15 protein-coding genes are annotated in these 13,207 nt (G+C 60.2%); all 15 read right to left on the bottom strand.

Annotated features, from left to right (window positions below; all coding sequences use genetic code 11):
* Positions 1-119: 119 nt before the first annotated feature.
* Positions 120-1,592, bottom strand: coding sequence for a ribosome biogenesis GTPase Der (gene der, locus AC0Z4S_RS24480; protein ID WP_024014210.1), 1,473 nt, complete (start codon positions 1,590-1,592; stop codon positions 120-122).
* A gap of 134 nt (positions 1,593-1,726) precedes the next feature.
* The gene (gene bamB, locus AC0Z4S_RS24475; RefSeq protein ID WP_039761439.1) at positions 1,727-2,878 is read right to left on the bottom strand and encodes an outer membrane protein assembly factor BamB; all 1,152 of its coding nucleotides are present in this window, start codon (positions 2,876-2,878) and stop codon (positions 1,727-1,729) included.
* On the bottom strand, positions 2,871-3,512 hold the full coding sequence (locus AC0Z4S_RS24470; protein ID WP_485624885.1) for a tetratricopeptide repeat protein: 642 nt from the start codon (positions 3,510-3,512) through the stop codon (positions 2,871-2,873). The genes bamB and AC0Z4S_RS24470 overlap by 8 nt, the downstream gene beginning before the upstream one ends.
* 41 nt (positions 3,513-3,553) lie before the next feature.
* Positions 3,554-4,843: a histidine--tRNA ligase gene (hisS, locus tag AC0Z4S_RS24465; RefSeq protein WP_485624884.1), complete on the bottom strand. Its 1,290-nt coding sequence runs from the start codon at positions 4,841-4,843 to the stop codon at positions 3,554-3,556.
* Between the two features lie 22 nt (positions 4,844-4,865).
* Positions 4,866-5,975 (bottom strand): flavodoxin-dependent (E)-4-hydroxy-3-methylbut-2-enyl-diphosphate synthase, encoded by a 1,110-nt coding sequence (gene ispG / locus AC0Z4S_RS24460; protein WP_042608337.1) that lies wholly within the window; start codon positions 5,973-5,975, stop codon positions 4,866-4,868.
* A 3-nt stretch (positions 5,976-5,978) separates the two neighbouring features.
* Positions 5,979-6,995, bottom strand: a complete 1,017-nt coding sequence (locus AC0Z4S_RS24455) for a RodZ domain-containing protein (RefSeq protein ID WP_485624883.1) — start codon at positions 6,993-6,995, stop codon at positions 5,979-5,981.
* The gene (pilW, locus tag AC0Z4S_RS24450; RefSeq protein ID WP_253495684.1) at positions 6,995-7,753 is read right to left on the bottom strand and encodes a type IV pilus biogenesis/stability protein PilW; all 759 of its coding nucleotides are present in this window, start codon (positions 7,751-7,753) and stop codon (positions 6,995-6,997) included. Before pilW ends, AC0Z4S_RS24455 begins: the two co-directional genes overlap by 1 nt.
* A 12-nt stretch (positions 7,754-7,765) precedes the next feature.
* Complete coding sequence (rlmN, locus tag AC0Z4S_RS24445) at positions 7,766-8,914, bottom strand: dual-specificity RNA methyltransferase RlmN (protein ID WP_024014215.1); 1,149 nt, start codon at positions 8,912-8,914, stop codon at positions 7,766-7,768.
* Positions 8,915-8,942: 28 nt separating this feature from the next.
* Positions 8,943-9,368 (bottom strand): nucleoside-diphosphate kinase, encoded by a 426-nt coding sequence (ndk, locus tag AC0Z4S_RS24440; RefSeq protein WP_024014216.1) that lies wholly within the window; start codon positions 9,366-9,368, stop codon positions 8,943-8,945.
* 88 nt (positions 9,369-9,456) lie between these two features.
* Positions 9,457-9,657 carry a Fe-S cluster assembly protein IscX gene (iscX, locus tag AC0Z4S_RS24435; protein ID WP_485624882.1) on the bottom strand — a complete coding sequence of 67 codons (201 nt, stop codon included), beginning with the start codon at positions 9,655-9,657 and terminating at the stop codon, positions 9,457-9,459.
* 14 nt (positions 9,658-9,671) lie between these two features.
* Entirely contained in the window at positions 9,672-10,013 is a 342-nt protein-coding gene (fdx, locus tag AC0Z4S_RS24430) for an ISC system 2Fe-2S type ferredoxin (RefSeq protein WP_016773327.1), read from the bottom strand.
* Positions 10,013-11,878, bottom strand: coding sequence for a Fe-S protein assembly chaperone HscA (gene hscA, locus AC0Z4S_RS24425; RefSeq protein WP_485624880.1), 1,866 nt, complete (start codon positions 11,876-11,878; stop codon positions 10,013-10,015). The genes fdx and hscA overlap by 1 nt, the downstream gene beginning before the upstream one ends.
* Positions 11,879-11,928: 50 nt before the next feature.
* On the bottom strand, positions 11,929-12,450 hold the full coding sequence (hscB, locus tag AC0Z4S_RS24420) for a co-chaperone HscB (RefSeq protein ID WP_485624878.1): 522 nt from the start codon (positions 12,448-12,450) through the stop codon (positions 11,929-11,931).
* An 8-nt stretch (positions 12,451-12,458) separates the two neighbouring features.
* Entirely contained in the window at positions 12,459-12,782 is a 324-nt protein-coding gene (gene iscA / locus AC0Z4S_RS24415; RefSeq protein WP_003227904.1) for an iron-sulfur cluster assembly protein IscA, read from the bottom strand.
* 34 nt (positions 12,783-12,816) lie between these two features.
* Entirely contained in the window at positions 12,817-13,203 is a 387-nt protein-coding gene (iscU, locus tag AC0Z4S_RS24410) for a Fe-S cluster assembly scaffold IscU (protein WP_003227907.1), read from the bottom strand.
* Positions 13,204-13,207: the final 4 nt, after the last annotated feature.

The raw sequence follows: 13,207 nt of genomic DNA, 5'->3' as shown, positions 1-13,207 counted from the left end.
GGCACCCTTCTTATCGCCGAACCCTGCAGGAGTTGCCGTAGGCTGCGATCTTTTGATCTTGTCGTAAAAGCAAAATCAAAAGATCGCAGCCTTCGGCAGCTCCTACACGAAGTGATAAATCACTTCTTGTCGCGGCGCTTCTTGCTGGCTTTCTTGTTGTGCGACATCAAGCGACGCTTCTTGTTGACCTGGCGGTCGGTCAGCGTGTTCTTGTTGCCTTCGTACGGGTTTTCGCCACCCTTGAACTCGATGCGGATCGGCGTACCGACCAGCTTCAGCACACGGCGGTAAGTGTTTTCCAGATAGCGCACGTACGACTTCGGCACTTTCTCGATCTGGTTACCGTGGATCACGATGATCGGCGGATTCGCGCCACCGAGGTGAGCGTAACGCAGCTTGATCCGGCGGTTGTTGACCATCGGTGGCGCGTGCTCGCCCACCGCATCTTCCAGAATCTGGGTGAGGCGGTTGGTCGGCCAGCGGGTGACCGCGGACTTGAACGAGTTCTGCACCGAAGCGTAGAGGTTGCCCACGCCCGTGCCGTGCAACGCCGAGATGAAGTGAATGTCGGCGTAGTCGACGAAGAACAGCCGGCGTTGCAGCTCGACCTTGACGAAGTCGCGCTCGCTCGGCGTCATGCCGTCCCACTTGTTGATCGCGATGACCAGCGCACGACCGGATTCGATCGCGAAGCCCAGCAGGTTCAGGTCGTGATCGACCACGCCCTCGCGGGCGTCCATGACGAAGATCACCACGTTGGCGTCTTTGATCGCCTGCAGGGTTTTGACCACGGAGAATTTTTCGACTTCTTCGTGGATTTTGCCGCGCTTGCGCACACCAGCGGTGTCGATCAGCGTGTACTTCTCTTCATTGCGTTCGAACGGAATGTAGATGCTGTCGCGGGTGGTGCCCGGCTGGTCATACACGATGACGCGGTCTTCACCGAGCATGCGGTTGACCAGGGTCGACTTGCCGACGTTCGGACGACCGATGATGGCGATCTTGATCCCGTCTTTCTCGCTCGGGCCAGGAATGCGCTTGGCTTCCTCGCCTTCGGCGACGACTTCTTCCTCTTCACCTTCAGCCGGCTCGTCGTCATCGCGCGGGAATTCGCTCAGAGCGGCTTCCAGCAGTTGCGTGATGCCGCGGCCGTGGGCGCCGGCGATCGGGATCGCGTGGCCCATGCCCAGCGGGGCGAATTCGGCGCGGGCCATTTCCGGGTCGATGTTGTCGACCTTGTTGGCAACCACGTGGGAACGCTTGTTACGTTTGCGCAAATGCTCGGCGATCATCTGGTCGGCAGCGGTAAAACCGGCCTTGGCATCTACCAGAAACAGCACCACATCGGCTTCTTCGATGGCCAGCAGCGACTGCTCGGCCATTTTTTCGTCCATACCATGTTCGTCACCGGAGATACCGCCGGTGTCGATCAGAATGTAGGAACGCCCTTGCCACTTGGCCTCACCGTACTGGCGATCACGGGTCAGACCGGACAGGTCGCCGACGATGGCGTCACGAGTCCTGGTCAGGCGGTTGAACAAGGTGGACTTGCCGACGTTCGGTCGGCCCACCAGGGCGATTACGGGAACCATGCGGCTCTCCACTGCGTTATTTCAGAAAATACAAAAGCCGCTGCGAGGCAGCGGCTGGTGCTCGGGGCAACACCCGGGGGCGCTGCAAACCCTGCAGATGCAGGGCCGCTTGGGGATAACCCCAAGCATAGTTGTTACTTGATGGTCAGGGCTTCCAGTTTGCCGCTGTTGCCATACACATAAATCGTGTCGCCCACCACCAGCGGACGGGCACGCAGGCCGTCGCTGTCGATGCGCTCACGGCCGACGAAACGACCGTCGACCTGACTCAGCAGATGCAGATAACCTTCCAGGTCACCCACAGCTACGTAGCTGGAGAACACTTCCGGTGCCGACAGTTGACGGCGAGCCAGCGAGTCGTTGCTCCACAGTGCGGTGGTCGAACGCTCGTCGACGCCTTCAACGGTGCCCGAGGACAGGCTGACGTAGACGCTGCCGAAACCTTGAGCGATACCGGCGTAGCTCGACGCATCGCGCTGCCACAGTTGACGACCGCTTTCCAGATCCAGCGCCGCAACGCGACCCTGATAGCTGGCTACGTACAGGGTGCCGCCGGACAGCAGCAGACCGCCGTCGATGTCGACCACGCGCTCCAGTTCCGAACGACCCTGTGGAATGGCGATGCGTTGCTCCCAGACCGGCACGCCGTTGGAGATGTCCAGCGCGACCACTTTACCAGTCGACAGACCAGCTACCGCCAGACGGTTGGTCACCAGCGGAGCACTGGTGCCACGCAGGGTCAGGACCGCCGGGGTGCTGTCATACACCCAGCGCTGGTTGCCGGTGGCAGCGTCCAGACCGATCAGACGATCATCCTGGGTCTGCACCACCACCACGTCGCCGTTGTTGGCCGGCGGCGCGAGGACTTCACTGTTGACGCGGGCACGCCACTTCTCTTCACCATTGCTGGTATCGAGAGCAACGACTTCGCCACGCAGCGTACCGATCAGTACCAGGCCGTAACCCACGCCAACAGCGCCGGAGACAGGCAGTTCCAGATCCTGGTCCCACTTCACGTCGCCGTTGCTGCGATCCAGCGCCATCACCACACCAGTGACATCGGCGGCGTAGATGGTGTCGCCGTCGATCGCCGGCACCAGCATGTTGTAGGTTTCGCCCTGACCGTCACCGATCGAGCGGCTCCACTGCTTGTGCAGAACCACTTCTTCTTTGAAGTCGGTCAGTTCGGCCGGTGGCAATTCTTTCTTGCTGTTGCTGCTGCAACCCGCGGCCAGAAGGGCCAGAGCCAGCAATGCTGCATGCTTCCAACGGATCACGTCACGCATCCCCTTTGGCCAGGTCGTCGAGCTTGATTTGAAGGCCACCGACCGCCGCTTCATCCGACAGTGCCGCCTTGGCTTTTTGATACGCCTTGTTCGCGTCATCGGTACGGCCCAAGCGCACCAGCAGGTCGCCCTTGAGTTCTTCGCGAGTGGCCAGGAACGCTTTGTCGGCATCGCCGTCGAGCAGTTTCAGGGCATCTTCAGCCTTGTCCTGCGCGCCGAGCACCTGCGCCAGACGCTGACGGGCGATTTCGCCCAGCGCCGGGTTGGCCGGTTTGTCGACGATGGCTTTGAGTTCGGTTGCCGCGTCGTCCAGCTCGCCGCTGTCGACCGCTACTTTGGCAACGAACAGGCTGCCGTACTGCGCGTAGGCCGAACCGCCGTATTCGCTGTTGAGCTTGCCGGCCAGATCCGCAACGCGGGCGGCATCAGGCTTGCCGTCAGGCGTCAGCGTGGTTTCCAGCAATTGCTGATAGAGCACCGAGGCGCCTTGCGACTGGTTGCTCTGGTACTTGTGATATGCCTGCCAGCCGAACACGATGACCAGCGCCAACAGGCCGCCGGTGACCAGAGGTTTGCCGTTGCGTGTCCACCAGTCCTTCAAATCCGCCAACTGTTCGTCTTCGGTACTCGACACCCCAATACTCCTTAATCGCTAAATCGGCTGTTAAGACAGCTTCAACCCTGCACGACGCAGGTGGCCAGGTGAGCGGCGAGCGCATCCCAGGCAATGCTTTGTTGTTCGCCCTGGCCACGCAGGGGTTTGAAACCTACCACTTGCTGGGCCATTTCGTCGTCACCGAGGATCAATGCGTACAGCGCACCGCTCTTGTCGGCCTTCTTGAACTGGCTTTTGAAACTGCCGGCGCCGGCATTGACTTGCAGGCGCAGGTTTGGAAGTTGATCGCGTACCCGTTCAGCCAGGGCCAGACCGGCCAGCTCGGCTTCTTCACCAAAGGCGCAGAGGTAGACGTCGACCTGACGGGCAATTTCTTGCGGGATCTGCTCGAGGGTTTCGAGCATCAGGACCAGACGTTCGATGCCCATGGCGAAACCGACGCCCGGGGTTGGCTTGCCGCCCATCTGCTCGACCAGACCGTCGTAACGGCCGCCCGCGCACACGGTGCCCTGGGCGCCGAGCTTGTCGGTGACCCATTCGAAAACGGTTTTGCTGTAGTAATCGAGGCCGCGCACCAGTTTCGGGTTGAGCACGTAGGGAATGCCAACGGCATCCAGACGCGCCTTCAGGCCTTCGAAGTGAGCGCGGGACTCGTCGTCGAGGTAATCGGCCATTTTCGGCGCATCGACCAGCACGGCCTGGGTGTCGGCATTTTTCGTGTCGAGCACGCGCAGCGGGTTGGTCTTTAGGCGACGCTGGCTGTCTTCGTCGAGCTTGTCGTGGTGCCCCGAGAGGTACTCGACCAGCGCTTCACGATAGCGACCACGGGATTCGCTGGTGCCGAGGCTGTTGAGTTCGAGCTTGACCGCATCACGAATGCCCAGCTCGCCCCACAGGCGCCAGGTCATGATGATCAGCTCGGCGTCGATGTCCGGACCGTCGAGGTTGAACACCTCCAGACCGATCTGGTGGAACTGGCGATAACGGCCTTTCTGCGGACGCTCGTGGCGGAACATCGGGCCGATGTACCAGAGTTTCTGCACCTGACCGCCGCCGGTGATGCCGTGTTCGAGCACTGCGCGCACGCAGGCCGCGGTGCCTTCCGGACGCAGGGTCAGGGAGTCGCCATTGCGGTCTTCGAAGGTGTACATCTCTTTTTCGACGATATCGGTGACTTCGCCGATCGAGCGTTTGAACAGCTCGGTGAACTCGACGATCGGCATGCGGATCTGCTTGTAACCGTAGTTATCCAGCAGACGCGCCACAGTGCCTTCGAAATAACGCCACAGCGGGGTCTGTTCGGGCAGGATGTCGTTCATGCCACGAATGGCTTGCAGAGACTTGCTCACAAAATTTCCTTAATTCGTTCGATCAGCCGCGCGCGATAACGGCAGCGTCAGCTTCGACCTTTTCGGCCGCTTTCTGGCGGATCAGCTTTTCCAGCTCGTCCACCAGATTGTCATTCGTCAGCTTCTGCGACGGCTTGCCGTCGATGTAAATCAGGTTTGGCGTGCCGCCGGTCAAGCCGATATGGGCTTCCTTGGCTTCGCCGGGGCCGTTGACCACGCAACCGATCACCGCGACATCCAGCGGCACCAGCAGGTCTTCAAGGCGCCCTTCCAGCTCGTTCATGGTCTTGACCACATCGAAGTTCTGCCGCGAGCAGCTCGGGCAGGCGATGAAGTTGATGCCACGGGAACGCAGATGCAAAGACTTGAGAATGTCGTAACCGACCTTCACTTCCTCGACCGGATCGGCCGCCAGCGAGATGCGGATAGTATCGCCAATCCCTTCGGCGAGCAGCATACCTAGGCCCACGGCGGATTTCACCGTGCCCGAACGCAAACCACCGGCTTCGGTGATACCCAGGTGCAGCGGCTGGACGATTTCCTTGGCCAGCAAGCGGTAGGCTTCGACGGCCATGAACACGTCGGAGGCCTTCACGCTGACCTTGAAGTCCTGGAAATTCAGGCGTTCGAGGTGCTCGACGTGACGCAGCGCGGATTCGACCAGCGCCGCCGGGGTCGGCTCGCCGTATTTCTTCTGCAGGTCTTTTTCCAGGGAGCCGGCGTTGACGCCGATGCGGATCGGAATGCCGCGATCACGCGCCGCATCGACCACCGCACGCACGCGGTCTTCGCGACCGATGTTGCCCGGGTTGATACGCAGGCAGTCGACGCCCAGCTCAGCCACGCGCAAGGCGATCTTGTAGTCGAAGTGAATGTCGGCCACCAACGGCACTTTGACCAGTTGCTTGATCCTGCCGAACGCCTCAGCGGCGTCCATGTCCGGTACCGAGACGCGAACGATGTCGACGCCGGCAGCTTCCAGACGGTTGATCTGCGCCACGGTCGCGGCCACGTCATTGGTGTCGCTGTTGGTCATGCTCTGCACAGCGATCGGCGCGTCGCCGCCCACCGGTACGTTGCCGACCCAGATCTTGCGCGATTCGCGACGTTTGATTGGAGATTCGCCGTGCATGACTTATTGACCCAACTTCAGGCGAGCAGTCTCGCCACTGGTGAACGGAGCGATGTCGACCGGTTGGCCGTTGTAGCTGACCTGTGCCGCGCGGGCAACGCCCAGACGTACGGCAAGCGGCGGCTTGCCGGAAACACTCACGCTGTCGCCTTTATGCTTCAGACCACTGAAAATCACTTTGCCACGGCCATCGGTCACCTGTGCCCAGCAATCGCCGGTGAACTGCAGCTGCACCTGGCCTTCGCCGGCAACCGGAGCGGCTACTTCAGCGGTTGCTGCTGGAGCGGTCACGGTAGGGGCAGGTGTCGCTGGGACATTCGGTGCTGGAGTGGCCGGAGCCGCCACCACTGGCGCAGGCGTCTGTGCCGGTGCGCTTGGCGCAACTGCCGGGGCAGCTGGCTCGGTCGCTGGCGCAGCGGATTCGGCGCCGGTCGATTCAGCACTGGTTTCCGACTGCGGCAAGGCCAGCGAAGTCGAATTGTCGGCCTGATTTTCAGCGACAGCCTGATCTTCCGGCTCGTCGATCGGGTGGATCTGCGTGGTGCCGTCGGCGCCTTCGACTTCGACGTGTTCTGGCGCGAGGCTGGTCAGATCGCGGGTGCGTTGCGAAGTCTGATCCTGCCACCAGACGAAACCGCCGCCGATGACTGCGATCAGCAGCAACAGGCTGACGATACGCAAAATGGTGTGGGAGACCCGCACCGGCTCCTCGATACGACCGAGGGCGTGAACGTTGCTGCCCTGGGAGTCGGTGCCGGTGGACTGGTCGAACTGCTGAACCAGAACGGTCTGGTCCATGCCGAGCAATTTGGCATAGGCGCGAATGTAACCGCGAGCGAAGGTATGCCCCGGCAGCTTGTCGAAAGCGCCGGCTTCAAGATTGCTCAGGGACGTCACGGTGAGGTTGAGCTTGAGGGCCACTTCGGCCAGCGACCAGCCATTGCTTTCGCGGGCCTGGCGCAGGGTCTCACCGGGATTTACGCGATTCGCTGCTACAACTTCGGGATGCGCCGCTTTCATCATTGCTCCGACAGGTATTGCTGATATTCCGGCGTACCGGGATAGAGTCGTTTTAATTGCAGACCGTAACTGGCTGCCTTGTCGCGATCTTCAAACACTTTTGCCAGCCGAACGCCGAGCAATAGACTACGTGCATTTTGTTCGGTCAGCTGGCTGAAACGGTCGTAATAGTCACGCGCGGGCACATAATGCCTGTCTTCGAAGGACAACTCAGCCATTTCCAGCAATGCGCGCGGTTGTTGGCGGTTCAGGCGCAGGGCTTTTTCCAGCTGTTGCTGCGCCAGATCACGCTGGCCAAGCTTGGCGGCGGTCATGCCGAGGTTTTCGAAGACCCGCGAACGCTCAGGATACAGGGTATCGGCGGCCGCTTGTTCAAAACGCTCGTAGGCTTCCTTGTAGCGCTGTTCTTCGTAGAGAAAACTGCCGTAGTTGTTGAGGATGCGCGCATCGGCGGGACGGGAAGACAGGGCCTTGCGAAAGTGCTCGTCGGCCAGTGCAGGCTCCATCTCTGCCTGAAACACCAGACCGAGGGCCGCATTGGCGTCGGGATCCGAACTGTCCAGATCCAGCGCCTTTTTCAGCGGCACCTTGGCGCGTTCGGTCATGCCTTGCTGCAGGTAGCCCAGCCCCAACTGCACGTAGGCTGCCCGCGCTTCATCGCGGCCCTTGCTGGTCTTCATCGGGTTGTAGTCACCCGACAGGACACAACCAGCGCACAGGCTGGCCAACAGCAATAGCAGCGCAAAGCGCAGGGACATAGAGATCCTCTCTTAATTTGTGTTCGCGGCGTTCTGTGCCAGATCGCTGTCGGCGCTCAACTCGCGCACGGCGATGTAACGTTCGCTGCGACGGGTGCGATCCAGCACCTGCCCTACCAATTGACCACATGCAGCATCAATGTCTTCACCACGGGTGGTGCGGACAGTGACGTTGAAACCGGCCTGATGCAACTGATCCTGGAAGCGGCGGATGGCATTGTTGCTCGGCCGCTCGTACCCGGAGTGCGGGAACGGGTTGAATGGAATCAGGTTGATCTTGCACGGGATGTCTTTAAGCAGCTCGATCATTTCCACGGCGTGCTCAAGCTTGTCATTGACGTCCTTGAGCAAGGTGTACTCGATGGTCAGCACACGTTTTTCGCCAAGGGCGGACATGTAGCGCTGGCACGACTCGAGCAGCATCTTAAGCGGATACTTCTTGTTGATCGGCACCAATTGGTTACGCAATGCGTCATTCGGTGCGTGCAGCGACAACGCCAGGGATACGTCGATGTGCTTGGCCAGCTCATCGATCATCGGCACCACACCCGAGGTGGACAGGGTCACGCGGCGCTTGGAGATCCCGTAGCCGAGGTCATCCATCATCAGATGCATGGCGGCGACGACGTTGTCGAAGTTCAGCAACGGCTCGCCCATGCCCATCATCACCACGTTGGTGATGGCGCGGTCGACGGTGGCCGGGACGCTGCCGAAAGATTTGTTGGCAATCCACACCTGACCGATGACTTCGGCGGCGGTGAGGTTGCTGTTGAAGCCTTGCTTGCCGGTGGAGCAGAAACTGCAGTCCAGGGCACAGCCTGCCTGGGACGAAACGCACAAAGTGCCGCGTTTGCCCTGGGGAATGTACACGGTCTCGACGCAACTGCCGGACGCCACGCGCACCACCCATTTACGGGTGCCGTCGCTGGAGATGTCCTCGCTGACCACTTCCGGACCACGTACTTCAGCAATGGCCTTGAGCTTGTCGCGCAAGGCTTTGCTGACGTTCGTCATGGCGTCGAAATCATCGACGCCAAAGTGGTGAATCCATTTCATTACCTGACCGGCACGGAAACGCTTCTCCCCGATTGAGTCGAAGAATTTTTCCATTTCCGGCTGGGTCAGACCCAGCAGGTTTGTTTTAACAGTCGATGTAGTCATGGATTCACCTTCACTCTGCAAGCAATGCTTAGCGAGTGGTTACTTCAGTAGCTGCGAAGAAGTAAGCGATTTCGCGAGCGGCAGCAGCTTCGGAGTCCGAACCGTGAACGGCGTTGGCGTCGATCGATTCAGCGAAGTCAGCACGGATGGTGCCGGCAGCAGCTTCTTTAGGGTTGGTAGCGCCCATCAGCTCACGGTTGCGAGCGATAGCGTTTTCGCCTTCCAGAACCTGAACGACAACCGGGCCGGAAGTCATGAAAGCAACCAGGTCACCGAAGAAACCGCGCTCGCTGTGCTCAGCGTAGAAGCCTTCGGCTTCGGCTTTGGACAGTTGCTTCAGTTTCGAAGCTACAACGCGCAGGCCAGCGTCTTCGAAGCGAGTGGTGATCTTGCCGATCACGTTTTTAGCAACGGCGTCAGGCTTGATGATGGAGAAAGTACGTTGAACAGCCATGGTGTAACTCCAGAAACGGTAATTTGCGAAAAATTAAACCCGCGAATTATACGCGGGTTCTTGGGTATTGCCTAACCTGCGAGGACGATCAGTCCAATTCTTCAGCCCAGAGCTGCTGAACCGCTTCCAGCACCTTCTCGCCGACCCGGCCAGAAGTGCTATCGAAGTCAGGCAGTTCGAGAATCATCTGCTGCAAACGGACAAAACCTACAGAGTATGGATCGAGGCCCTCGTGGGCCTCGGCCAGCTCTTCGGCAATGCGTTGAACATCATTCCAACCGTAGCTCATGACAGTCTTACCAGTCAGTGCGGCGCTTCGGCCGCATGGTTAAGCGAATATTTCGGGATCTCGACGGTGAGGTCTTCTTCACCGACGATGGCCTGGCAGGCCAGACGCGATTGCGCTTCGAGGCCCCAGGCACGATCAAGGAAATCTTCTTCCAGCTCGTCGGCCTCTTCCAGCGAGTCGAAACCCTCGCGGATGATGCAGTGGCACGTGGTGCAGGCGCAGACGCCCCCGCACGCGCTTTCCATCTCGATGTGGTGTTCGTGGGCCAGTTCGAGAATCGATGTGCCGGGCGCAGCCTCGACGACCATGCCTTCAGGGCAGAACTTCTCGTGGGGCAGAAAAATGACCTGCGGCATCAGATATCCTCGATTTCATTCAGGTTGCGCCCCGACAGAGCGGCTTTCACCGTCAGATCCATGCGGCGGGCAGCAAAAGCATCGGTCACTTGCGACAGACGCTTGGTCTGCTGCTCGATGGCGTAACCATCGGTACCGTTCATCAGTTCGGCCAGTTCCTGCATTTGCAGTTCGATGACCATGCGCTCTTCGGCGTCGAGCAAGCGCTCGCCATCGGCCTCCAGCGCGCCCTGCACCGCTTCAAGCAGGCGCTGGGCATCGACCTGCTGCTCGCGCAGGACGCGGGCAACCTTGTCGTCATTGGCATGCTGGAACGAATCTTTGAGCATCTTGGCGATTTCGCCGTCGGTCAGGCCGTAGGACGGCTTGACCTGAATGCTCGCTTCAACGCCCGAGCCCAGTTCCCGGGCGGACACGCTAAGCAAACCGTCGGCGTCGACCTGGAAGGTCACGCGAATTTTCGCCGCACCGGCCACCATCGCCGGAATGCCGCGCAATTCGAAACGTGCCAGAGAGCGGCAGTCGCTGATCAGCTCGCGCTCGCCCTGCAAGACGTGGATCGCCATGGCCGACTGGCCGTCTTTATAAGTGGTGAAATCCTGGGCGCGGGCGACGGGGATGGTGGTGTTGCGCGGAATCACCTTCTCCATCAGCCCGCCCATGGTTTCCAGCCCCAGGGACAGCGGAATCACGTCGAGCAGCAGCAGTTCGCCGCCATCGCGCTTGTTGCCAGCCAGGGTATCGGCCTGGATCGCAGCCCCGATGGCCACCACTTGATCCGGGTCGATTTCCGTCAATGGCTGACGACCGAAGGCTTCGGCAACGGCTTCACGAACACGTGGCACGCGGGTCGAACCGCCGACCATGACCACGGCGTGGACGTCTTCCAGCTCAATGCCGGAATCACGAACGGCGCGGCGGCAAGCTTTCAGACTGCGCGCGACCATTGGCTCGATCAGCGCATCGAAGGCTTCACGGGTCAGTTGTGCTTTCCAGTCGCCGTAAGCCACTTCCACACTGGCCGCGTCGGTCAGGGCTTCTTTGGCCGCGCAGGCGGTTTGCAGCAGATTGCGTTGTGCGCCAGGATCGAGATCGGCGGACAAGCCAGCGCTCTCGATGATCCAGCCGGCAATCGCGTGATCGAAGTCATCGCCGCCCAGCGCACTGTCGCCGCCAGTGGCCAGAACTTCGAAAACGCCGCCGGTCAGACGCAGAATCGAAATATCGAAAGTACCGCCACCCAGGTCGTAGATCGCCACCAGACCTTCGGCGTGCTGATCCAGACCGTAAGCCACGGCAGCAGCGGTCGGCTCATTGAGCAGACGCAACACGTTCAGACCGGCAAGCTTGGCGGCATCTTTGGTCGCCTGACGCTGAGCATCGTCGAAGTAGGCAGGAACGGTGATCACCGCGCCAACCAGTTCGCCGCCCAAGGTCGCTTCAGCACGCTGACGCAGGACCTTGAGAATATCGGCGGACACTTCAACCGGGCTTTTCGGGCCTTGCACGGTGTCGATGAACGGCATGTGCGATTCGCCGCCGACAAAGCGGTACGGCAGCTGTTCGCCCAATTGCTTGACGTCGGACAGACCACGACCCATCAAGCGCTTGACCGAGAGCACGGTATTCAGAGGATCAGAGGATGCGGCGAGCTTGGCCGACTCGCCGACTTCGACGCGGTCGGCGTGATAACGCACGGCGGACGGCAGGATGACCTGCCCGTTGGCGTCGGCCAGCGGCTCGGAAAGACCACTGCGCAGCGCAGCGACCAGCGAATTGGTAGTACCCAAGTCGATCCCCACAGCCAGACGACGCTGGTGCGGTTGAGGACTTTGGCCGGGTTCGGCGATCTGCAGTAGAGCCATGGTGATCAGGTCTTGTCTGTCTGTCAGCGTGCAATCAGGGCAGCACTGGGTTAATCGTCGAGGCGCTCTTCCAGCTGGCGCACTTCGTAGGTGAGCTTGTCGAGGAACTGCATGCGCCGCATCAGGCGTTCGGCCTGTTCACGTTGCGCTGCATCATCCCAACAGGCTGCGAAGCTCTCATTGAGTTCTTCTTGAGCTGCCTTCAAGCGACGCTTGAATACCGCGACACCGTCGAGGTCGGCACTGTCCTGCAGATCTTCGAGCTCTTCGCGCCATTGCATTTGCTGCAGAAGAAACTCGGGATCGTGGACGGTGACTTCCATCGGCACTTCATGCCCGCTGATTTTCAACAGGTAGCGTGCGCGCTGGGCCGGGCTCTTGAGCGTCTGGTAGGCGTCGTTGAGCCGCGCCGATTGCTCGAGCGCCGAGCGCTGCTCGCGCTCCGAAGCGTCGGCAAAACGGTCGGGATGGACGCCGCGCGCCAACTCACGGTAGCGCGTGGCCAACTGCTCGAGATCCAGGCGGAAGCCCGGCTGCAGCTCGAATAAAGCGAAATGACAAGGAATACCCACGACCAGCCTCAGATGTTGAAGCTTTCGCCGCAGCCACACTCACCGCGCACGTTGGGGTTGTTGAACTTGAAGCCTTCGTTCAACCCTTCCTTGACGAAATCGAGCTCGGTGCCGTCCAGGTAGGCAAGGCTTTTAGGGTCGATGATCACTTTTTCGCCGTGACTCTCGAACACCTGATCTTCCGCCACTACCTCGTCGACAAACTCCAGCACGTAGGCAAGGCCGGAACAGCCTGTGGTGCGAACACCCAGACGAATCCCTTCACCTTTGCCGCGCCCGTCGAGGGAGCGCCGCACGTGTCGAGCAGCCGCTTCTGTCATGCTGATAGCCATCGGTGACTCCTTACTCGTCGCCAAATCTTGAAAGTCAGATCAAGCCTTTCTTCTGCTTGTAATCGCGAACTGCCGCTTTGATAGCGTCTTCTGCGAGCACGGAGCAGTGGATTTTCACTGGCGGCAGGGCCAGTTCTTCGGCCAGCTGAGTGTTCTTGATGGTTTCGGCTTCGTCCAGGGTCTTGCCTTTCATCCACTCGGTGGCGAGGGAGCTGGAGGCAATGGCCGAACCGCAACCGTAGGTCTTGAACTTGGCGTCTTCGATAACGCCCTGATCGTTGACCTTGATCTGCAGACGCATCACGTCGCCGCACGCCGGAGCGCCGACCATGCCGGTGCCGACATCAGGATCTTCCGCGTTCATCTTGCCGACGTTGCGCGGGTTTTCGTAGTGGTCGATGACCTTTTCGCTGTAAGCCATGATT

The organism is Pseudomonas sp. 1L-B-1-E-C1 (assembly GCF_057291835.1).
Note: the sequence above shows the minus strand (reverse complement) of the source record. Positions and strands in the feature narration are given on the sequence as shown.